Here is a 19,675-nt window from a genome sequence, read left to right as displayed (position 1 = left end):
ATGGCAGACCGCTTCCCGAGCCCGTTCGAGATGACCCCACCTGTGGGTGCCGAAGGGTGGGAGGACCTCTACTCGTACTCGGTCGTCTTCAGCAAGGAGCGGCAGGCGTACGAGGACGGTGCGTTCTGGTTCATGGACGGCGTCCACACGCCCGAGGTCATCGAGCCGTGGGACGCGACGATCGTCGAGTACGCGCTCATCGCGCTCTCGCAGTACAACACCCGGCACTACGTCATCCCGCCGGCGCGCGGCGTCGACATCCGGATCCTCAACGGGTACATGTACCTCGCGCCCGTCCCGGTCCTCGACCCGGCCGAGATCGAGTCCCGGATCCCGGAGTTCATGGAGCGGGCCGGCTTCTACTTCGGCAACTGGAAGACCCTCGAGGACGCCTGGCTGCCCAAGGTGAAGGCCGTCATCGCCGAGCTCGAGGACATCTCCTTCGAGCCGCTCCCCGAGCGCGAGGAGATGGCCGTCCTCACCGAGGGGCGCGGTACCGGCTCCGGCATGCACCTCATGCAGTCGTACAACCGTCTGCTCGACCTCACGCTGAAGACCTGGAACCACCACTTCGAGTTCCTCAACCTCGGCTACGCGGCCTACCTGGACTTCTTCGGGTTCTGCAAGGGCCTGTGGCCGAGCATCCCCGACCAGGCGATCGCGAAGATGGTGGCCGGCGTCCACGTCGACCTCTTCCAGCCGGACGAGGAGCTGAAGAAGCTCGCGACGCTGGCCGTCGAGCTCGGCGTCGACGCCCGCCTGGACGACGGCACGGCCGCCGAGGTGTTCGCCGCGCTGGGGTCCGACGAGGCCGGCCGGCAGTGGCTCGCCGCCTTCGACGAGGCGAAGAACCCGTGGTTCAACTTCTCCGCGGGCAGCGGCTTCTACCACTCCGACCGGGTGTGGCTGGAGAACCTCGACATCCCGCTCGGCTTCATCCGCAACTACGTCGCCAAGGTCCGCCGTGGCGAGTCGCTGGCCCGCCCGACCGAGGCGGTCGCCGCCGAGCGGGACCGGATCGTCGCGGAGTACCGCGAGCTCATCGACTCCGACGAGGACGCCGCGACCTTCGACGGCAAGCTGGGCCTGGCCCGGGTGGTCTTCCCCTACGTGGAGAACCACAACTTCTACATCGAGCACTGGGCCCACTCGGTCATCTGGCGCAAGATGCGCCAGCTCGGCGAGGTGCTCGTCAAGGAAGGCTTCTTCACGCAGGCGGACGACATCTTCCTGCTGCAGCGCAACGAGGTCCCGACGGCGCTCTTCGACGCCTACCACGCGTGGGCCGTCGGCATCCCGAGCCGCGGTGCCGCCTACTGGCCGGCCGAGATCGAGCGCCGCAAGGGCATCATGAACGCGCTGCGGCAGTGGTCCCCGCCGCCGGCGCTCGGCGTCCCGCCGGAGGTCATCACCGAGCCCTTCACGGTCATGCTGTGGGGCGTCACGTCCGACAGCGTCAAGCAGTGGCTCGGCGGCTCCGACGAGGGCGGCGACCTCAAGGGGTTCGCGGCCAGCCCCGGCGTCGCGGAGGGCCCGGCCCGGGTCATCTCGAGCGCCGACGGCATCAGCGAGCTCCTCGAGGGGGAGATCCTCGTCGCGCCGCTGACCGCACCGTCGTGGGCACCGGTCTTCGGCAAGATCGCCGCGACGGTCACCGACGTCGGCGGGATCATGAGCCACGCCGCCATCGTCTGCCGGGAGTACGGCCTGCCGGCCGTCACCGGCACGGCCTTCGCCACGAAGAACATCAAGACGGGTCAGATGCTCCGCGTCGACGGCAACGCCGGCACGGTCACGATCCTCGACTGATACCTGCGTACCGGCGGCCCGGCGATCCCGGGCCGCCGGCACGCGCAGCCCTGCCCTCACGCCCCCACGGGAGACGACCATGCTGACCGCAGAGCAGAACGACGAGCTGACGAACTTCGAGCCCGGGACCCCGATGGGTGAGCTCCTGCGGCGCTACTGGTACCCGGTCTGCTTCACCCGTGAGCTCGAGGAGTTCCCGGTCAAGCACACGCGGCTGCTCGGCGAGGACTTCGCCGTCTACAAGACCGCCTCGGGCCGCTACGGGATCATGCAGGAGGCCTGCCCGCACCGCCGCGCGTCGATGTCCTACGGCGTGGTCGAGCCGGACGGCCTGCGCTGCCCGTACCACGGCTGGCTCTTCGGCATCGACGGCGAGTGCCTCGAGATGCCGGCCGAGCGCGAGGACACGAACTTCAAGGACCGGGTCCGGGCCCGGGTCGGGGTCGTCCAGGAGATGGGCGGACTCGTGTGGGCGTACATCGGTCCGCTGCCCGCCCCCGAGCTGCCGCGCTTCGACGTCTTCGTCATGGACGGCGTCCGCGACATCGGTTGGATGGACCTGCCGTGCAACCTCATCCAGGTCATGGAGAACGCGGTCGACCCGCACCACGTCGAGTGGCTGCACGGCCGGTACTTCGACTTCATCGGGCGGTCGCAGGGTTTCGAGGCGCCGGCGTCGTTCCAGAAGGAGCACCAGAAGGTCGGGTTCGACGCCTTCGAGTGGGGCATCATCAAGCGCCGGGTGCTGGCCGGGGCGACCGAGGAGGATGACGACTGGAAGGTCGGTCACCCGCTCGTCTTCCCCTACAACATGCGGGTCGGCGGCGCGAACATCGAGCAGATGCAGATCCGGGTGCCGATCGACCGGTACACGACGCGGTTCATGCTCTACACGACGCACGCGCCGAAGGGCGTCGCCTTCCCCGACCAGCCGCAGATCCCCGACTACCAGGTGCCGATCTTCGACGAGAACGGCCGGCACCGCGTCGACTACGTCGAGGGCCAGGACGTCATGGCCTGGGTGACCCAGGGCAAGGTGACGGACCGGACGCAGGAGCACCTCGGCCGCTCCGACATCGGCGTCTCCATGCTGCGCAAGATGTACAAGTCCGAGATGGCCAAGGTCGCCCGCGGCGAGGACCCGCTCGGTGTCATCCGCGAGAAGCACGACCGCATCGACCTGCCGTGCGAGAAGAACAAGTTCCACGCCGGCCCGTCGTTCGCGCTCGACTTCATCGAGATGGCGTCGATGCGGTTCAGCCCGCAGAAGGACGCCCTGAAGAAGCTGCACATCGAGGCGTGGGAGTCCACGGAGAAGCAGTTCTGATGACGGCTCTGTCCGACCGGTCGGTGCCGTCGTCCGCCCCGGGCCCCGGGGTGGGCGGCGACACCGGCCGCGGCCGGTACCCCCAGGACGTCGCGGCGCACCGCCGCGACGCGCCGAGGTTCTGCCCCGGGTGCGCCGCGGCGCTCTCGATCGCCGACGGCGGGCACGGCATCGTCACCGAGTACTGGACCGGTGCCGACCGGGTCTTCGTGTGCTTCTGCGGTGCGTGCGGGTGGTCCGGGGACGTCGTCCTCGCGGCCCGCGTCATCGGGCACGAACCGGAGCACTGACCGGTCGGGCCGCGCCGGGCCGGCGTCCGGTCAGGCGGTGACGCCCGGCGAGGCGCCGCCACCGGCCGGGCCGCCGCCCAGACCGCCCGCGTCGGCGCAGTCGGACAGGCCGATCTGCCGCGCCTTCGCGTTGCCGTCCCGGTTGGCCGCCTCGCCCGCCGCGAGCCGCTGCCCGGCCGTCTCGAGGTCGCCGGCGACGTACGCCTTCGCACCCTTCTCGTACTCCGCGGCGAACGTGTCCCAGTCCTTCGTGATCCCGGCGACGTTGTCGGAGATCTCGTCGGGGACGTCCTTGCGCAGGTACGTGTCGAGCTCGCGGTTGATCCGGGCGGCCTCGGTGAGGAACCTTTCCGGGTCGCTGTCCGCGTAGGCGAACGCCTTCTTCAGCGCGGGGTCGGTCGTCGCGCGGCAGTATGCGTTGGCCCGCTTCACGTAGGCCTTGGCCGCCGCGCTCTCCAGCGCCTGCGGCGGCAGCGCGGGCTCGGTCGGGACCGGTGCCGGGGTGGCACCGCCGTCGGGATCCGGCAGCGGGGTCGGCGCCTCGCCGGTGATGCTCGGCCGCGGGCCGGGGTCCGCGACCGGCGTGACGCCGTCCCACGGGCGCCACAGCACGAGCGCGGCGGCGACCACGGCGACGACGAGCGCGGCGGTGACGCCGAGGATGATCCCGACCGTGCGCGCGGTCGAGGGGCCCTGGGGTGCGCCGACCGGTGCGCCCCACGGCGGCAGCTGGCCCGGGGGAGCCGGCGGCGGTGCGGACTGCCACGCCGACGGGGGTGCGGCGTACGCCCACTCCGGAGCGGGCGGCGGGGCCGGCTGGGCCGGCTGGGCCGGCGGCGCCGGGTCGGCCACAGGCCCCGGGGAGGCCGGCGGGGTGCCCCACGCGGGCGGCTGCACGGGCCAGGTCTGCGGCGGCGCCGGCGGGGCCGAGCGGTCCGGGCCGTTCTCGTCGTCCGTCATGGTGCTCGTGGTCTCCCTGGTGCGGTGCGCGGCAGGCCGTCCCAGCGGTGTGCCGCTGGGCGGGACGCAAACATTGTCGCGTGCCGCCGGAGCCGGATGATGACCGGTATGCCTGACGTGCGGCCCGAACCCCTCGTGCCGGGCGACGTCGCCCGGCAGCTCGTCGCGGCCCGGCTGAGCGGCGCCGTGCTCGACGTCCCGCTCACCGACGCCGGTCCGCTCTCGCTCGACGACGCCTACGCCGTCCAGCGCGAGGTGACGGCGCTGCGGCTGGCCCGCGGCGAGCGCGTCGTCGGCTGGAAGCTCGGCTACACCTCGCTCGCCATGCGCGCCCAGATGGGGATCGACCAGCCCAACCTCGGCCCGCTCACCGACACGATGCTCCTCACGCAGCCGGGGTCCGCCGGCCGCGGCGTCGTGCCGCCGTCCGCCCTGCAACCCCGGGTCGAGCCCGAGATCGCCCTGCGGCTCGCGCGCCCGGTGCCGGCCGGCAGCGGCGTCGACGAGGTGCTCGCCGCGTGCGACGGCGCGTTCGCGGCGCTCGAGGTCGTCGACTCGGTGTGGGCCGGGTACCGGTTCCGGATCGAGGACAACACCGCGGACGGCTCCTCGGCCGCCTGGGTCGTGCTCGGCCCGGCGCTGCCGTTCGACGACCTGCCCGCGATCGGCGTCCGGCTGCTCGTCGACGACGAGGAGGTCGCCACGTCGACCGGTGCCGCGGCGAGCGGCCACCCGGCGGCCGGGGTCGGCTGGCTCGCCGAGCAGGTCGGCCCGCGGACCGGACTGGCGCTCGCCGCCGGGGATGTCGTCATCACCGGGGGTCTCACGGCCGCGCACGTGCTCGCGGCCGGGTCCGTCGTCGCCGCGGAGTTCTCGGCGCCGGGCGGCGGCCCGGACGTGCGCGTGGAGGTCACCCGCGCGGGGTGACCTCCACGTCGTCCGTCCGGCCTCAGGGCCCCCGGGACACGATCAGGCAGAAGCCTTCCAGCGCTGGTTCGCGCCGCCGTGGCAGTCCCAGAGGACCGTCCGGGTGCCGGCGGTGCGCACGTCGCCGCTGACGTCGAGGCACCGCCCCGACGCCGCGCCCCTGATCGTCCCGTCGGGCCGCATCGTCCAGCGCTGGCTCTGCCGCCCGGTGCACGGCACGGTGACGACCCGGGTCCCGTTGCGGGTGCTTCCGGACCACGCGGCGAGGCACCGGTCGCCCGACCGCAGCTCGCCCGTGGCCGAGAGGGTCCACGACTGCCGGCCGGATCCCGAGCAGTCCTCGATCGTCGCGGACCGGCCCACGGAGTGCGCCGTCAGGCAGCGGCCGCTGGCCACGCTGCGCAGCGGCCCTGATGTGGCGGGCGCAGGCAGCGGCGGAGGCGCGGACGGCGTCGGTGCGGGCGGCGCAGGCTGCGTCGGGGGCACGGTCGGCGCCGGTGCGGTGGCCACGGCCGAGGTCCAGACCCGGACGTGGTCGAGGTCGAAGGACGCCGGGAAGCGGTTGTTCTCGATCCCGTGACGCCCTGCCCAGCCGCCGCCGACCGCGAGGTTGAGCAGGATCGGGGACGGGTTCGCCGGCTTCCCGGCGTCGTCGGTCCAGGACGACCCCCGGCAGAGGATCTTCGTGCCGTCGACGAACCAGCAGGCCGAGGTCCCCGTCCACTCCAGCCCGACCTCGACCCAGCGCCCGCGCAGGCTCGACGGCGCGACGTAGTTCCCGTTGCTGTCGTAGGAGGCGGCCCGGAAGGTCGTGGAACCCCCGGCGTTGCCGTGCGCCGCGAGGTGCAGCATCGTGTCGCGGTCCTCGACCCGGTTGAGCGGACCTTCGAGGATGTCGATCTCCGGCGGCCACTGCGCGGTGCCGTTGCGGACGCCGGGCGCGAGCCAGAACGCGGGCCAGGTGCCCTGCACGTCGGGCAGGCGGACGCGAGCGGTGAGGTAGAGCCGCTCGCCGGCCGCCGGGACGAACTCCGTCTTGCTGCGCAGCATGGCCGCCTCGTACGCGGCGTACGAGTCCTTGCCGGTCCGGGTCGCGCGCAGCGAGAGGACCCCGTCGCGGACGACGTGCAGCGGCTCGCCGGTGGTGGTCACGTCGCGGTAGCGCTGCTGCTCGTCGTTGAGGAAGTCGAGCGTCCCGGAGCCGCCGGGGGTGCACGAGGCGTCGGCGTACCCGGGCTGCAGCGCGACACCGCCGCCGTACTGGTAGCGCGTGCACCACCGGCCGCGGTCGAGCGTCGTCCCGTCGAACTCGTCACCGAACTTCAGCACCATGCCCGCGGGGTGGAAGTCCTCCGAGAGAGCGGCTGCAGGTCCGGCGGCCGTGGCGGCGCCGGACCAGGTCACCGCGACGACGGTCCCCGCGGTGGCGATCAGGGTGGTGACGAGGGCTGCGGTCCGTCGCTGCCGTCGTCCTCGAGTGCGTCGTGTCGTCACGCGTTGCCTCCTGATGCGGGCGCGCACCCCCGTGGCGCGCGCTCGTTCGGCAGACATGAGCGGGTGGCGGCCGCGGAGGGTTGCACCGGGCGGGCCACGGGTGGGTCAGGGCCGGTACTCCCAGAAGCGGACGCGGTCGACCTCGAGGACGGCACCGGACGTCGACGGGCCCGGGCAGCCCGCTGCGGGCGGCTGCGCCGCGCACGCCGGCTCGGAGACGAACGCCTGCAGCGCCAGCCGCAGCGGCCTGCGCGGCGCGGTGCCCGGCCGGTCGTCGACGACGACGCCGTCGAGCAGCCAGCGCACGCCGCGGGGCGAGGTCTCGACGGCGAGGCTGTGGTAGTCACGGCCGTCCACGCTGACCCGGGTCTGGGTGCCGTGGACGAGGTCCTGCACGGTCAGCGTGCGCCGGCTCGGGTCGAGCGTCGCGGCGTGACTCACGCCGTCCGGGCCGTCTCCGAGCAGGTCGAGCTGGGCGATCGCTCCGGCGCCCGCGCTCATCCGCCAGCGGACCTCCCAGCGGCCGGTCCGGTGCTCCGCGACCGCCTTGACCCCGCCCGCACGCACCCGCGGCAGCACCGGCTCGACGGAGATCCGGAGCGTGCCCGCGGAGACCGTCACAGCGTCCGGCATCCAGTCGGTGACCGGGGCCGAGGAGCCGACGTACGGCGTCCACCGGCGCCGGTCGAGCGGCCCCGCGGCGAACGTCTCGTCGAGCTCCGGGGTGCGCCGGGACCAGGTGCCGGCCGACGTCCCCGACGAGGTCGCTGCGGGGCGGGGGAGCGGTGCCTCGGACCGACCGGACGGCGTCCCCGGGGTGCTCGGGCCGGACGTCGGCGGGCCGGACGGGACCGGGGCGCCGGTGCCCTGCGCCGGGGTCCGGGTGGCCGGTGCCGGAGCGGCCGACTGCGACGACCCGGCCGGTGGGACGTCCGGCGGCGTGCCGGTGCCGCCCCATCGCGGCAGCAGACCGCCGACGCCGCCGACCACCACGGCGACCGCCACGGCCGCGCCCACCGTGCGCCGCCTGCGTCGGATCCGCGCCGCGCGGACGTGCATCCCCTCGACGAGGCCGGGCACCGGGGGCAGGTGGGCGACAGCGTCCTCGAGGGCTTTCCGGACGGCGGGCTCGACCTGGTCGGGTCGGGTCACGGTCTCCTCCTCGAGGGCGCTGCGGGTGCGGGCGGGCATTGCCCCGGAAGATCGCCGCCCGGGCCGCCCGGGCCGCCCGAGCCGGCGCCGGGCCCGAGCGCGACGCGCAGCTTGTCGAGCCCTCGGGCCGTCTGGCTCTTCACGGTGCCGACGGAGCAGCCGAGCACGGCGGCCGTCTGCACCTCGGTGAGGTCCTCGAAATACCGCAGGACGACGGCGGCACGCTGCCGCGGCGGGAGCTCGCGCAGGGCGGCGACGATGTCGGTGGTGCCGTCGACCTGGTCGGTCTCGCTCGGCGTCGCGGTGTCGGGCACCCGGTCCGAGGGCACCTCGCCGTGCCAGCGCCGGCTCCACCAGCGGCTGCGCGCATGCACCAGGGCGGTGTGCATGTAGGCGTCCATGTCCGTGACGTCCCGCAGGCGCCGCCAGGAGACGAGGGCGGACGCCAGCGCGTTCTGGACGAGGTCCTCGGCGAGCAGCCGGTCGCCGCCGGTGAGCAGGTACGCCGTCCGCAGCAGCCGCTGGCCGCGGGCGCGCACGTAGGCGTCGAACGCCTCGGCGACGTCGCTGTCCAGACGGACCACCTCCCGTCCCACTGTGAGCGGGTGGGACCGGGAAAGGGTTGCATCTGCCCGCCGGGGACGGCCCGACGTGCGACGACGGGGGCCACCGCGAGGTGACCCCCGTCGTCGCGGGTGGTGCGTAGGGTCAGAGCCCGAGCTTGCCGCGCAGGCCGCCGCCACCGGCGTTCATGATGCTGCCGACGTCGATGCCGAGGTTGGCGAGCAGGTCGCCGTGCTGCTCGGTGTCGACCTGGTCGGGCAGCTCGTTCTGCGCCCGGCTCGCCGTGCTGCCCTGACCCTGCTGCTCGAGGTACTTGAGGATCTGGTCCTTAGGGATCTGCATGTCGCGTCCCTTCCTGGTGCTGCGGAGTCGGTCCGTGGCGTCCTTCCCGGTGACCGTGCCCCGGCCGTGAGGGCCCAAACCCCGCGACGTCGGCCGCCGGGTAGGGCAGGGTCGGGGGATGACCGAGGTGCTGCTCCACGTTGTCCGGCACGCCGAACCGGGGTACGCGAGCGACTCCGAGGAGCCGTCGGCCGGGCTGTCGGCCCGCGGCCGGGCGCAGGCCGACGCGCTCGGTGCGCGGCTGCGAGACCGGCGCGTGGACGCCGTCCTGCACGGCCCGCTCGTCCGCGCCCGGGAGACGGCGGAGCGGGTCGCCGCGGCGGCCGGCTGCACCGCGGTCGCGGAGACGGCGCATCTCGACGACCGGACGCCGCTGCCGCGGGACGTCACGCAGGCGCCCGAGCCGTACCGCCGGTTCGTCGCCTCGGCGACCGCCGCGGGCGGCGACGAGGTCGACCCGGACGGCGTGGCCCTCGACGCCGCCGTGGCCGCGTTCTCGGCGGGCGGCGCGGCGCGGACGGTGTCGCTGCTGCTCGGCGACCGGCCGGGTGCCGACCGGCCGCCGGGCGCACCGCTACGGCTCGTGCTCGTGACGCACGCCTTCGTCGTCGGCTGGTTCGTCCGGCACGCGCTCGACGCGCCGCGCTGGCGCTGGATGGGCCTCAACCCGTCGCACGCCTCGCTGACGGTGCTGCACCTGCGCGACGACGTGCCCGCGAACCTCCTCGGCTTCGACGACCTCGGGCACCTCTCGCCCGACCTGCGCAGCGGGGTCGTGGTGGACCGGCCCTGACGCCCCGATGGCAACGTCGGTCGGCCGCTGAGCGTCCTGCGGTGGAGAGACCGGGAGGGTGGCATGGCCGGGAAGAGACGGATCGGCGCGGTGCTGCTCGCGCTCGCGGCCTGCTCGTCCCCGGGCGTACCGCCGTCGCCGTGGCCGGCGGACGCCGTCCGCGACCTGCTCGAGTCGGACCCGGCGGCGCGCACGGCCCTGTTCGGCACCACTGGCGGGCCGGTCTACTGCGGGGTGGACGTGCTCGGCGGGTCGGCGGACGGGCGCTACGCCTACGTCTGGGCGGACTGCGTGACCTTCGTTCGCAGGGACGGGGTCGTCGAACCGGTGACCGGGGTGTCGGCCCCTGTGCGGGTCGACACGACGGCGCGCACGGTCGAGCTGCCCGGGGACGGTGCCGCCTACGCGGTGGGCGTCCGGCGGCTCTTCCCGCCGGAGCTCGTCGACCGGTTGTTCCAGCAGGACGTCACGGTCGACGGTACCCGGGCCGAGCTGCTCGACCGGGCCGTCGCGGACCTCGGACGGGGCTGACCCGCTGAGCCGGTGTCGGTCCGGTGCGACAGGGTGGCGGCATGACTGCGGAACCGGACGACGTCGCGCGGCTCTGGGACGCCGAGGCGGCCACCTTCGACGACGAGCCCGACCACGGGCTGCGCGACCCGGCCGCCCGGGCGGCGTGGGCGGGGCTGCTCGGCACCCTGTTGCCGCCCGCTCCGGCCCGGGTCGCCGACCTCGGCTGCGGCACCGGGACGCTGTCGGTGCTCCTGGCGCAGGCGGGCCACCGGGTGGACGGTGTCGACCTCTCGCCGCGGATGGTCGAGGCGGCGGTCCGCAAGGCGGCGGACGCCGGCGTCGATGCGGTCACGTCGTTCCGGGTCGGGGACGCCGCGGCGCCGCTGCTCGCCACAGGCGGCTACGACGTCGTCCTCTGCCGGCACGTGCTCTGGGCGCTGCCGGACCCGGACTCCGCCCTGACCCGCTGGATCCGGCTGCTCGCGCCGGGTGGCAGACTCGTTCTCGTGGAAGGGTTCTGGCACACCGGTGCCGGTCTGCACGCGTCGGACGTCGAGGCGCTCGTGCTGCGGCACCGTGACGAGGCGGCGGTCACGCCGCTCGACGACCCGGCGCTGTGGGGCGGTCAGACCGGTGACGAGCGGTTCGCCGTCCTCAGCCTGTCCTGACCGCGGCCTCGGCGGCGGCCTTGTCGACCCGGAGACCCGCGAGCACGCCGGTGCCGTCCTCGACCTCGAGCAGGGCGAGCAGGATGTGCTCGGTGCCGACGTGGGTGGCGTCCGACCGCAGGGCCTCGCGGAAGGTCAGCTCCAGGGCCTTCTTGGTCTGTGCGTCGAACGGGATGAGCGCCGGGACCGAACCGGCGGGCTCCGGGAGCGTCGCGACAGCGGTCCGGCGGACGGCGTCGAGCGACACGCCCTGCCCCTCGACCGTCCGGGCTGCGAGCGACGTCGGGTCCGCCACGAGGCCGAGCACCAGGTGGCCGACGGTGATGTGGTCGTGGCCGCGCCCGCGGGCCTCCTCCTGCGCCGTGACGACGACGGCCCTGGCCCGCTCCGTGAAGCGGCTGAACCCCTGGCTCGCGTCGAGGTCGGGCGCGTCCGCCTTGGCGACGAACCGCTTCTGGGCCGCCTGCTTGGTGACACCCATGCTGCGGCCGATCTCCGTCCAGGACGCGCCGTTGCGGCGTGCCTGGTCCACGAAGTGCCCGATGAGGTGGTCCGCGACGTCGCCGAGGTGGTCGGCGGTCAGCACGGCGTCGCTCAGCTGGTCGAGAGGGTCGGGGTGAGCCTGCTTGATGGTCTGGATCAGCTCGTCGAGCCGCACGGGGCTCGCCGCAGGCTTGGGGGTCGTCACGCGTCAACCCTAGGTTGACGTCGCCGAGTCGTCAACCAATGGTTGACGACCCGTGGGCCTGGCGTGGTGCGGGGTCAGCGGGTGATCTGCATGACGACGGCCTTGGGTTCGGTGAAGAACTCGCGGCTGAAGGTGCCGCCCTCGCGGCCGACGCCGGAGTCGCCGACGCCGCCGAACGGCGCGCGCAGGTCGCGGATGAAGAAGCAGTTCACCCAGACCGTGCCGGCCTTCAGCCGCCCCGAGACCCGGTGCGCCGTGGACAGGTTCTCCGTGAACACCATGGCGTTCAGGCCGTAGCGGGTGTCGTTCGCCAGCGCGACGACCTCGTCCTCGGTGTCGAACGGGGTGGCGACGACGACGGGGCCGAAGATCTCCTCGCGGACGACCCGGGCGTCCTCGGGGGCGTCGGCGACGATCGTGGGACGCACGCCCCAGCCGTCGCTGCGGTCGTCGGTGAACCGCCCGCCGGTGACGACGCGGCCGCCGCCGAGGGAGGCCTCGTCGAGGAAGGCGGTCACTTTGCGGAAGTGCTCCTCGCTGGCCAGCGCGGCGGAGAACTGCGTGGCCGGGTCCTTCGGGTCGCCGACGACGAGCGCCTCGGCGGCGGCCGTGTACCGGGCCATGAACTCGTCGTGGATGCCGCGCTGGAGGTACAGACGGGAGCCGGCCAGGCAGACCTGCCCGGCGTTGCGGAAGATCGACTCGATCGCCCAGTGGACGGCGTTGTCCAGGTCGGCGTCGTCGAAGACGATGTTCGCGCCCTTGCCGCCGAGCTCGAGGCTCACCGGCACGAGGTTGCGGGACGCCGCCGCGGCGATGATCTTGCCCGTGCCGGACTCGCCGGTGAAGGTGATGCGGTCGACGTCCGGGTTCGCCGTCAGTGCCGAGCCGACCGAGTCGGGGCCGTAGCCGTGGACGACGTTGAGCACCCCGGGCGGGAAGCCCGCCTCGACCGCGAGCCTGGCCAGGATCGTCACGGACACCGGGGTGTCCTCGGCCGGCTTGAGGACCACCGTGTTGCCCCAGGCCAGCGCGGGGGCGACCTTCCACGTGCTGAGCATGAGCGGGAAGTTCCACGGCGAGATCGCGACGACGACGCCCGCCGGGTCGTACTGGGTGAAGGCGTGGTGCCCGGAGTCCATCGGGTACGCCTCGGACGACGTCATCCGCGCGTGGTCGGCGAAGAACCGGAAGTTCCACACGCTGCGCGCGACGTCGTGCCGGGCCTGCGTGATCGGCTTGCCCATGTCGTGGGTGTCGGCGAGGGCGAGCTCGTCGGCGTGCTCCTCCATGAGGTCCGCGAGCCGGTGCAGGATCGCCTGCCGCTTCTCGAACCCCATCCGCGGCCACGGGCCGGAGTCGAAGGCCGCACGGGCCGCCGCGACCGCCCGGGCGGCGTCCTCGGCCCCGCCGAGGGCGACCGTCGCCCACGGCTCGCGGGTGTACGGGTCGACGGACGGCATCGTCGCGCCGTCGACCGACGCGACCTCCTGGCCGTCGATGACGTGACCGAAGTACTCCACGGTGACCTTCCTGTCGCTCAGCGGGCGCCGGTGGCGGCGAGGTCGCGCTCCTGGGCGAGCTGGAGCGCGATGTCGATGAGCATGTCCTCCTGGCCGCCGACGTACCCGGCCTCGCCCGCGCGCTGGAGGATCTCGTGCGCGGGCACGTGGTAGCGCTCGGCGGCGTGCTCGGCGTGCAGGAGGAACGAGGAGTAGACGCCGGCCCAGCCCTGGACGATCGCCGTCCGGTCGGCCTTCGGCCAGCGCGGCAGGTACGGCCGCACGACCTCCTCGGCGGCGTCGAGGACCCCGCCGACGTCGACCCCGGTCGTGACGCCGAGGTGGTCGAACGTCGCGGCGAGCACCTCGGTCGGCGAGTTGCCGGCGCCCGCGCCGAGGGCGCAGAGCGAGCCGTCGATCTGCCGGGCACCGGTCTGGAACGCGAGCACCGAGTTGGCGACGCCGAGGGAGAGGTTCTGGTGGCCGTGGAAGCCGACCTGCGCCTGGTGGCCGATCTCGTCGAAGACCGCCTTGACCCGCTCCTGGGCGTCGCCGAGGACGAGCGCGCCCGCGGAGTCGACGACGTACACGCAGTCCGCCCCGGCGTCCGCCATGATCCGGGCCTGCCGGGCGAGGTTCGCGGGGTCGGTGCGGTGGCTCATCATGAGGAACCCGACGGTCTCCATGCCGAGCGACTTGGCGAGGCCGAAGTGCTGCACCGAGACGTCGGCCTCGGTGCAGTGCGTCGCGACGCGGGCGATGCCGGCGCCGACGGAGCGGGCCTGCCGCAGGTCGTCCATCGTGCCGATGCCGGGGACGAGCAGGACGGCGATCGTCGCCTGGGCGGCCTCCTCGACGGCCGCCCGGATGAGGTCGATCTCGTTCGTGTGGCTGAAGCCGTAGTTGAACGAGGAGCCGCCGAGACCGTCGCCGTGGGTCACCTCGATGACCTCGACGCCGGCGCCGTCGAGCGCGTGCACCGTGGCCCGGACCTGGGCCTCGGTGAACTGGTGCGACATCGCGTGGCTGCCGTCGCGCAGGGTCGTGTCGGTGATCCGGACCGGCCGCTGCGTGCCGCCCGTCGTGGCGGTGCCGCCGTCCGGCTGGGAACCGTTGCTGCTCAAGCGGTCACGCTCGCCTTCTCGCGGGCCACGAGCTCGCCGACGCGAGCGGCGGCCGCCGTCATGATGTCGAGGTTGCCGGCGTACTCCGGCAGGTAGTCGCCGGCGCCACGCACCTCGAGGAACACCGCGACCCGGCCGTTGCCGCCCCATTGCTCGCGCGGCTCGTCGTACTGCGGTGCGTTGCGCAGCGTGTAGCCCGGCACGTACTCCTGCACCTCGGCGACGCGGCGCTCGATCGAGGCGGTGACCGCGTCGCGGTCGGCGTCGGCCGGGATCGAGCAGAACACGGTGTCCCGCATGATCATCGGTGGCTCGACGGGGTTGAGGACGATGATCGCCTTGCCCCGGGTCGCCCCGCCGAGCTCGCGGACGGCGCGGCTCGTCGTGTGGGTGAACTCGTCGATGTTCGCGCGGGTGCCGGGGCCGGCCGACTTCGACGCCACCGAGGCGACGATCTCGGCGTAGTCGACCCGGACGACGCTGCTCACCGCGTGCACGATCGGCACCGTCGCCTGCGCGCCGCAGCTGATCATGTTGATGTTCGGCGCCGCGACGTGGTCGCGGAAGTTCACCGGCGGCGAGACGAGCGGACCGACCGCCGCCGGGGTGAGGTCGATCGCGACGATGCCCGCCTCGGCGAACCGGGGCGCGGCGGCGCGATGCGCCTTCGCGGACGTCGCGTCGAAGACGATCGACGGCAGCACCGGCCGGTCCAGCAGCCAGTCCACCCCGCCGGCCGACGCCTCGACGCCGAGCGCCCGGGCCCGCTCGAGCCCTTCGGACTCCATGATGCCGACGACGTAGCCGACCTCGATGTCGTCGCTGCGGCGCAGCTTCGCGAGCAGGTCGGTCCCGATGTTGCCGGGGCCGACGATCGCGGCGAGAGCCTTGGTCAACGCGGTCCTCCTGCTGTGGTGGGCACTGCCTTCGTGGGCACGGTCAGTCCTCCATGAGACCGGTGAGCGCGGTGCCGACACGGCGCGCGGCCCGGCACACGCTCGCCGCGACGAACTCGCGGCGCTGGCCGACGACCTGCACGCTCGGGCCGACGACCGAGATCGCCCCGACGACCCGCGGCGGGGCACCGGGGACGCCGACGAGCACCGGGGCGGCGATCGAGGAGTACCCGAGCTCGTACTCCTCGCGGCTGGCGACCCAGCCGACCTGCCGGCCCTGCCGGAGCACCTGGCCGAGCCGGGCGCCGTCCGTGACCGTGAACGGGGTGTGCTTGCGCCGTTCGACACCCGCGGTCGCCCGCGCGATCGAGGGGTCGAACGCGGCCATCACCCGGCCGGCGCTCGAGGAGTAGCCGGGCACCCGGCGCATGACCTCGCCCGACAGCCGCGCGGTCGAGGCGCCGCCGCCGACCCGGTCGACGTAGAGCACGTGCCCGCCGACCGGGATGCCGAGCTGGACCACCTCGCGCAGCGACTCGTGGAGGTCGAGCAGCACCGGGCGCGCGACGCTGCGCAGGGGCAGCCGGTCGACGGCGAGCTGCCCGTAGTGGAACAGCCGCATCGACAGCCGGTACCGCCCGGCCGGTGTGCGTTCGAGCATGCCGCCGACGGCGAGCGCGCTGAGCATCCGGCTCGCGGTGCTCTTGGCGATCCCCATCCGGCGGCCGACCTGGGTCGGGCCGAGCTCGACGGCGTCCGCGAAGCAGTCGAGGACGGCGACCGCGATCGACACCGAGCGGAGCTCGCCCTCCGCGTGCGGCTGGTGCGGCGCGAGCTCGGTGACGGTCATGCCCCGTCCCAGACCGGCATGTCGTCCGGGTCCGGGATGTTCACCTCGGTGACCCGGTTCCGGTAGCCGACGAGAGCGGTCTTCCCGCCCTTGCGGATCCGGACGATGACCTCCTCGACGTTGTGCGGCTCGCCCGGGTCGTACCCGTGCGCCCACGTCGCGAAGGCGCGGATCGGCCCGGAGTGGGTGGCCGCGATGATCCGGGACCCCGGCGACTCCTCCATGATCCGCAGGAAGCCCTTCCAGAACCGGCGGACGCAGGCCTGCGGGGACTCGAAGTACATGAGCGGGATCGTCAGCCAGGTCTGGATCGGGTCCTGGCCGCCGAGCTGGGTGCGGTAGAACCGGTCGATCTCGACAAGCCAGCGGGGGCGGTCGCCGACGGCCATCCGCTCGAGCTTCTCCATGAGCGCCTGGTACTGCCGGAACGCCGCGGTGATGTCGCGGGGGCCGTCGGGCGTCCACACCTGGAAGTTGCGCAGCTCCGGGATCGCCGTGGGGCCCTCGATCTGGGCGTCGCGGCCGAACTGGTCGAGGCCGTCGAGCAGCCCGCGGTGGATCTGCTCGGCGGTCTGCCGAGCCCGGTTCGTGTCGGCGCAGATGATCCGCATCTTCGGCCAGGCGCGCAGGGTCTTCGACAGCGCGTGGCCGCGCTGGTGGGCCTGCCAGCCGCCCATCGGCGTGAGGCCGGCGTCGGTGGAGTACCCCTGCGTGATGCCGTGCCGGATGATCCGGATCTCGGCGACGTAGTCGTCCGTCTCGCGCTGCGCCGGCTCCGGGATGATCTCGTGGCTGCGGGTCGCCTCGGCGTACTGCTGGGCGAACCGCTCGCCGTCGACCTCGAGGAGCGCGGGCCGGGCCGGGCCGGAGCCGTCCTGGCGCTCGCGGAAGCGGCGCAGGTAGAGCGGGGTCGACTCGTCCTGGGACGGGTCGGCGTCCGGCCGGCCGGGGTTCGCGCGATGGGTGCGGGCGGTGTACTTCGACAGGTAGAGAGGGGCGTCGGTGCGGTCCGTCCGCCGGAACGTCGCATTCCCCTCGTCGGTGGCCGTCACGAGTGCACCGTGAAGAAGCGCTCGTTGACCTCGCGGGCGTAGTAGAACATCGCCCGGCCCATCTCCTCCTCGGTCCAGGTGATCGGCTCGAAGTCGGGGTCGACCCAGTAGCCGCCGGTGAAGAGCTCGTTGCGGTTGCCCACCGGGTCGAAGAAGTAGACGGTGTAGCCGCGCGTCACGCCGTGCCGCGTCGGGGCGACGTCGATCGTCACGCCGTTGTACGCCAACGCGTCCGCGGCCTCCCGAACGGCGTTCCAGTCGTCGAGCCAGAACGCGAAGTGGTGCAGCGCGCCGTTCGGGCCGGTGACGATCGCGAGGTCGTGCGGGGTGTGCGAGCGCTCGAGCCAGGTCGCGATCTGGTGGCCGTCGTTGGCGAGGATCTGCTCGGTGAGCCGGAACTCCAGCACGTCGCGGAAGAACGCGGTGGCCGCGTCGACGTCCTCGGCCATGATGAAGATGTGGTCCAGCCGCGGCGGCGCGATGCCGACGAGGTTGCCCGGCCGGGGCGGCGGGTTGAACAGCGGCAGCATGTTGCCGACCTTCTCCATGCCGAAGACGAGCTCGACCGTGTGGCCGGACGGCGCCTCGAACCGGATCGCGTCGCCCCAGCCCGGGCCGAGCTCGCCGCGGGCGTAGCGCTTGACGGCGATGCCGGCGCCCTCGACCCGCTGCGTGTAGTAGTCGAGGTCGTCGAGCTCGGCGACCTTGAACGACATGTGGTCCAGCCCGTACGTCGGTGCCTGGCGCAGCACGACGGAGTGGTGCTCGTGCTCGTCCCAGCACTTGAGGAAGACCCGGCCCTCGTCGTGCGCGGTCTCCACGAGACCGACGACCTCGGTGTAGTAGGCCGTGCAGAGCTCGAGGTCCGGGACCCGGATCTGCACGTGCTGCAGGCGAAGGATGCGATCGGACACGGGCACTCCTCAGGTGTGGAAGCGCAGGAAGCGCTGGGAGACGACGTTCTCGTAGTAGAAGAGGCCGCGGCCGAACTGCTCCTCGGACCACGTGATGGCCGGGAAGTCGGGGTCGGGGCTGTAGCCGCCGGTGAAGACCTCGTTGCGGATCCCCAGCGGGTCGAAGAAGTAGATGGTGTTGCCGCGGGTGACGCCGTGCCGGGTCGGGCCCTGGTCGATCTGGACGCCGTTGTAGGCGAGGATGTCGGCCGCCTTGCGGACGTGGTCCCAGTCGTCGAGCCAGAACGCGAAGTGGTGCAGCGCGCCGTTGGGGCCGTTGACGATCGCGACGTCGTGCGGGGAGTGCGACCGCTCCATCCACACCCCGAGCTGGTGGCCGTTGGCGTCGAGCACCTGCTCGGTCATCCGGAAGCCGAGGACCTCCTTGAAGAAGCGGTAGGCCTCGCCGACCTCCTCGGCGTTGATGAGGAGGTGGTCCATCCGGGGCGGGGCGATCCCGGCGAGGTCCGGCGGCGGCACCGGTGACGGGTTGAGCTTGCCGAGGATGTTGCCGGTCTTCTCCAGGTCCCAGACGAGCTCCATCGTCTGGCCGGACGGCACCTCGAACCGGATCGACTCGCCCTGGCCCAGGTAGTCGCCCTTGGACAGGCGCTGCACGTGGCAGCCGGCCTTCTCCAGCCGCTTCTCGAGGTCGTGGAGGTCGTCCTCTCGCTCGACCCGGAACGAGAACAGGTCCATCCCGATCCGGTTGTCGTAGCGCAGCCGCAGCGAGTGGTGGTCCTCCTCGTCCCAGCCCTTGAGGTAGACCGAGTCCTCGTCCCGGCCGGCGAGCTGCAGGCCCAGGACCTGCGTGTAGTACGCGGTCGAGAGCTCGAGGTCCGGGGTCCGGACGTCGACGTGTGCCAGGCGTAGGACTCCCACGGGATGACCTCCTCGTCGCGGGCGACCGGGTGGACGTGCGTCGGTCGCTCGCTGCCGACGGTAGGTCGCGCCGGCGTTCCGTGGGAAGGACCGCCGTTCCACATAGAAGAACAACAGGCCCCGTGGTCGCGCGGCGCGGGGTAGCGTGCGGCGGGCGGGCACCGCGACGGCGCGGTGCGGCAGGACGGGAGGGGTCATGGCCGGACCCGAGGACATGCGGCGGGCCGTCGCGGGCTACGTCCAGGAGATCCACCGCTCCTACGTGGACCAGGCGCTGACCTTCCCGCCCGCCGTCCGCGGCCGGATGCCCATGCTGGACGGCGGCCGGCTCACCGTCGCGGCCGTCGCGGCCCGCAACCTGCACCTGCTCGCGACCCGGGAGTCGCTCGGCCCGCTCCAGGGCCAGGAGGTGAGCATCGAGGCCGCGTACCAGGGGCTCGCCTGGGAGCTGCGCTTCTTCGACTCCGTCGTCACACCGTCCCTCGCCCTCCTCGACGAGTCCGAAGGGCCGGCCTTCGACGAGGTCAAGCACGCCCTCGGGGTGACGACCGTCGTCTACCACGTGGTCGCCACCGTCGGGGCGGGCCTGTCAGCGCACCAGGCGGGGCACGTCGGGACCGGTCTGGCGAACGGGCACTCCTCGGCCGCGCGCGACTTCGAGACGATCCGCTCCCGCGCCCGCGGCCGGGAGGCCCTCGTCGACGAGCTGGCGGGCGCCGCGAACGCCGGCCTGCCGCGGGCCCAGGCGCTGCTCGCGAAGGCGATCGCCCCGCACGCCGCCGAGGTCGTCGCCCTCGCGGACGCCCCGGCCCCGGACCCCGACGCCCTCCGCAAGGCTCTCCTCGGCCACTTCGGCGGCCGCACCCAGTGGTCCCCACCCGCCCCGGAC

At 73.3% G+C, this 19,675-nt stretch carries 21 protein-coding genes; 8 read left to right on the top strand and 13 right to left on the bottom strand.

All coding sequences use genetic code 11. The annotated features are described in order from the left end of the window. The 3 genes from ECOMGDLI_RS04785 (at position 1) to ECOMGDLI_RS04775 (ending at position 3,426) form a co-directional block, all read left to right on the top strand. Entirely contained in the window at positions 1–1,809 is a 1,809-nt protein-coding gene (locus ECOMGDLI_RS04785) for a PEP-utilizing enzyme (protein ID WP_088314449.1), read from the top strand. Positions 1,810–1,888: 79 nt separating this feature from the next. Further along, positions 1,889–3,136, top strand: a complete 1,248-nt coding sequence (locus ECOMGDLI_RS04780; protein WP_088314446.1) for a Rieske 2Fe-2S domain-containing protein — start codon at positions 1,889–1,891, stop codon at positions 3,134–3,136. Next, positions 3,136–3,426: a hypothetical protein gene (locus ECOMGDLI_RS04775; protein ID WP_198954552.1), complete on the top strand. Its 291-nt coding sequence runs from the start codon at positions 3,136–3,138 to the stop codon at positions 3,424–3,426. The genes ECOMGDLI_RS04780 and ECOMGDLI_RS04775 overlap by 1 nt, the downstream gene beginning before the upstream one ends. A gap of 30 nt (positions 3,427–3,456) precedes the next feature. Here ECOMGDLI_RS04775 and ECOMGDLI_RS04770 read toward each other — a convergent pair whose 3' ends face one another. Beyond that, a complete protein-coding gene (locus ECOMGDLI_RS04770; RefSeq protein WP_088314443.1) occupies positions 3,457–4,386 on the bottom strand; it encodes a hypothetical protein in 930 nt (309 codons plus the stop codon). 108 nt (positions 4,387–4,494) lie between these two features. Between ECOMGDLI_RS04770 and ECOMGDLI_RS04765 the strand changes: the two genes are divergently transcribed. Beyond that, complete coding sequence (locus tag ECOMGDLI_RS04765; RefSeq protein ID WP_088314440.1) at positions 4,495–5,313, top strand: 2-keto-4-pentenoate hydratase; 819 nt, start codon at positions 4,495–4,497, stop codon at positions 5,311–5,313. A gap of 42 nt (positions 5,314–5,355) precedes the next feature. Here ECOMGDLI_RS04765 and ECOMGDLI_RS36410 read toward each other — a convergent pair whose 3' ends face one another. The 4 genes from ECOMGDLI_RS36410 to ECOMGDLI_RS04745 all read right to left on the bottom strand — a co-directional run bounded on the left by ECOMGDLI_RS36410 (position 5,356) and on the right by ECOMGDLI_RS04745 (position 8,865). Beyond that, positions 5,356–6,807 (bottom strand): ricin-type beta-trefoil lectin domain protein, encoded by a 1,452-nt coding sequence (locus ECOMGDLI_RS36410; RefSeq protein WP_158220900.1) that lies wholly within the window; start codon positions 6,805–6,807, stop codon positions 5,356–5,358. A gap of 105 nt (positions 6,808–6,912) precedes the next feature. After that, complete coding sequence (locus ECOMGDLI_RS04755; protein WP_143447515.1) at positions 6,913–7,959, bottom strand: glycoside hydrolase family 16 protein; 1,047 nt, start codon at positions 7,957–7,959, stop codon at positions 6,913–6,915. Continuing rightward, positions 7,956–8,543: a SigE family RNA polymerase sigma factor gene (locus tag ECOMGDLI_RS04750; protein ID WP_198954551.1), complete on the bottom strand. Its 588-nt coding sequence runs from the start codon at positions 8,541–8,543 to the stop codon at positions 7,956–7,958. Before ECOMGDLI_RS04750 ends, ECOMGDLI_RS04755 begins: the two co-directional genes overlap by 4 nt. Positions 8,544–8,667: 124 nt before the next feature. Next, entirely contained in the window at positions 8,668–8,865 is a 198-nt protein-coding gene (locus ECOMGDLI_RS04745) for a hypothetical protein (RefSeq protein ID WP_088289221.1), read from the bottom strand. A 118-nt stretch (positions 8,866–8,983) separates the two neighbouring features. On the opposite strand from ECOMGDLI_RS04745, the gene ECOMGDLI_RS04740 reads away from it, so the two are divergent. The 3 genes from ECOMGDLI_RS04740 to ECOMGDLI_RS04730 all read left to right on the top strand — a co-directional run bounded on the left by ECOMGDLI_RS04740 (position 8,984) and on the right by ECOMGDLI_RS04730 (position 10,839). After that, on the top strand, positions 8,984–9,658 hold the full coding sequence (locus ECOMGDLI_RS04740; RefSeq protein WP_088314431.1) for a histidine phosphatase family protein: 675 nt from the start codon (positions 8,984–8,986) through the stop codon (positions 9,656–9,658). Positions 9,659–9,721: 63 nt separating this feature from the next. After that, complete coding sequence (locus tag ECOMGDLI_RS04735) at positions 9,722–10,189, top strand: hypothetical protein (protein ID WP_088314427.1); 468 nt, start codon at positions 9,722–9,724, stop codon at positions 10,187–10,189. 41 nt (positions 10,190–10,230) lie between these two features. Beyond that, positions 10,231–10,839, top strand: a complete 609-nt coding sequence (locus tag ECOMGDLI_RS04730; RefSeq protein ID WP_088314424.1) for a class I SAM-dependent methyltransferase — start codon at positions 10,231–10,233, stop codon at positions 10,837–10,839. Here ECOMGDLI_RS04730 and ECOMGDLI_RS04725 read toward each other — a convergent pair. The 8 genes from ECOMGDLI_RS04725 to ECOMGDLI_RS04690 all read right to left on the bottom strand — a co-directional run bounded on the left by ECOMGDLI_RS04725 (position 10,826) and on the right by ECOMGDLI_RS04690 (position 18,786). Then, positions 10,826–11,527: a Clp protease N-terminal domain-containing protein gene (locus ECOMGDLI_RS04725; RefSeq protein ID WP_088314421.1), complete on the bottom strand. Its 702-nt coding sequence runs from the start codon at positions 11,525–11,527 to the stop codon at positions 10,826–10,828. The genes ECOMGDLI_RS04730 and ECOMGDLI_RS04725 overlap by 14 nt on opposite strands. Before the next feature lie 74 nt (positions 11,528–11,601). Beyond that, on the bottom strand, positions 11,602–13,050 hold the full coding sequence (locus ECOMGDLI_RS04720; protein ID WP_088314418.1) for an aldehyde dehydrogenase: 1,449 nt from the start codon (positions 13,048–13,050) through the stop codon (positions 11,602–11,604). Between the two features lie 17 nt (positions 13,051–13,067). Continuing rightward, complete coding sequence (gene dmpG, locus ECOMGDLI_RS04715; RefSeq protein WP_088314412.1) at positions 13,068–14,153, bottom strand: 4-hydroxy-2-oxovalerate aldolase; 1,086 nt, start codon at positions 14,151–14,153, stop codon at positions 13,068–13,070. After that, positions 14,150–15,049 (bottom strand): acetaldehyde dehydrogenase (acetylating), encoded by a 900-nt coding sequence (locus ECOMGDLI_RS04710; RefSeq protein WP_088314409.1) that lies wholly within the window; start codon positions 15,047–15,049, stop codon positions 14,150–14,152. Before ECOMGDLI_RS04710 ends, dmpG begins: the two co-directional genes overlap by 4 nt. Before the next feature lie 43 nt (positions 15,050–15,092). Beyond that, complete coding sequence (locus tag ECOMGDLI_RS04705; protein ID WP_088314407.1) at positions 15,093–15,899, bottom strand: IclR family transcriptional regulator; 807 nt, start codon at positions 15,897–15,899, stop codon at positions 15,093–15,095. After that, positions 15,896–16,951 carry a histidine phosphatase family protein gene (locus tag ECOMGDLI_RS04700; RefSeq protein WP_088314404.1) on the bottom strand — a complete coding sequence of 352 codons (1,056 nt, stop codon included), beginning with the start codon at positions 16,949–16,951 and terminating at the stop codon, positions 15,896–15,898. The genes ECOMGDLI_RS04705 and ECOMGDLI_RS04700 overlap by 4 nt, the downstream gene beginning before the upstream one ends. Continuing rightward, positions 16,948–17,865: a catechol 2,3-dioxygenase gene (locus tag ECOMGDLI_RS04695; protein ID WP_088314398.1), complete on the bottom strand. Its 918-nt coding sequence runs from the start codon at positions 17,863–17,865 to the stop codon at positions 16,948–16,950. Before ECOMGDLI_RS04695 ends, ECOMGDLI_RS04700 begins: the two co-directional genes overlap by 4 nt. Positions 17,866–17,874: 9 nt before the next feature. Then, positions 17,875–18,786: a catechol 2,3-dioxygenase gene (locus ECOMGDLI_RS04690; RefSeq protein WP_088314393.1), complete on the bottom strand. Its 912-nt coding sequence runs from the start codon at positions 18,784–18,786 to the stop codon at positions 17,875–17,877. Between the two features lie 196 nt (positions 18,787–18,982). On the opposite strand from ECOMGDLI_RS04690, the gene ECOMGDLI_RS04685 reads away from it, so the two are divergent. Continuing rightward, positions 18,983–19,675 (top strand): hypothetical protein (locus ECOMGDLI_RS04685; RefSeq protein WP_143447514.1); only part of this gene is annotated, 693 nt, incomplete at its 3' end.

The sequence above is a fragment of the Kineosporia sp. R_H_3 genome, assembly GCF_002198675.1.
Taxonomy (GTDB): Bacteria; Actinomycetota; Actinomycetes; order Actinomycetales; family Kineosporiaceae; genus R-H-3.
This window is presented reverse-complemented; position numbering and strand designations above follow the sequence as displayed.

What these genes read in the sequence shown, in the direction of transcription:
- ECOMGDLI_RS04785 (WP_088314449.1), top strand. Translation starts at nt 1, where the DNA reads ATGGCAGACCGCTTCCCGAGCCCGTTCGAGATGACCCCACCTGTGGGT.
- ECOMGDLI_RS04780 (WP_088314446.1), top strand. Translation starts at nt 1,889, where the DNA reads ATGCTGACCGCAGAGCAGAACGACGAGCTGACGAACTTCGAGCCCGGG.
- ECOMGDLI_RS04775 (WP_198954552.1), top strand. Translation starts at nt 3,136, where the DNA reads ATGACGGCTCTGTCCGACCGGTCGGTGCCGTCGTCCGCCCCGGGCCCC.
- ECOMGDLI_RS04770 (WP_088314443.1), bottom strand. Translation starts at nt 4,386, where the DNA reads ATGACGGACGACGAGAACGGCCCGGACCGCTCGGCCCCGCCGGCGCCG.
- ECOMGDLI_RS04765 (WP_088314440.1), top strand. Translation starts at nt 4,495, where the DNA reads ATGCCTGACGTGCGGCCCGAACCCCTCGTGCCGGGCGACGTCGCCCGG.
- ECOMGDLI_RS04745 (WP_088289221.1), bottom strand. Translation starts at nt 8,865, where the DNA reads ATGCAGATCCCTAAGGACCAGATCCTCAAGTACCTCGAGCAGCAGGGT.
- ECOMGDLI_RS04740 (WP_088314431.1), top strand. Translation starts at nt 8,984, where the DNA reads ATGACCGAGGTGCTGCTCCACGTTGTCCGGCACGCCGAACCGGGGTAC.
- ECOMGDLI_RS04735 (WP_088314427.1), top strand. Translation starts at nt 9,722, where the DNA reads ATGGCCGGGAAGAGACGGATCGGCGCGGTGCTGCTCGCGCTCGCGGCC.
- ECOMGDLI_RS04730 (WP_088314424.1), top strand. Translation starts at nt 10,231, where the DNA reads ATGACTGCGGAACCGGACGACGTCGCGCGGCTCTGGGACGCCGAGGCG.
- ECOMGDLI_RS04705 (WP_088314407.1), bottom strand. Translation starts at nt 15,899, where the DNA reads ATGACCGTCACCGAGCTCGCGCCGCACCAGCCGCACGCGGAGGGCGAG.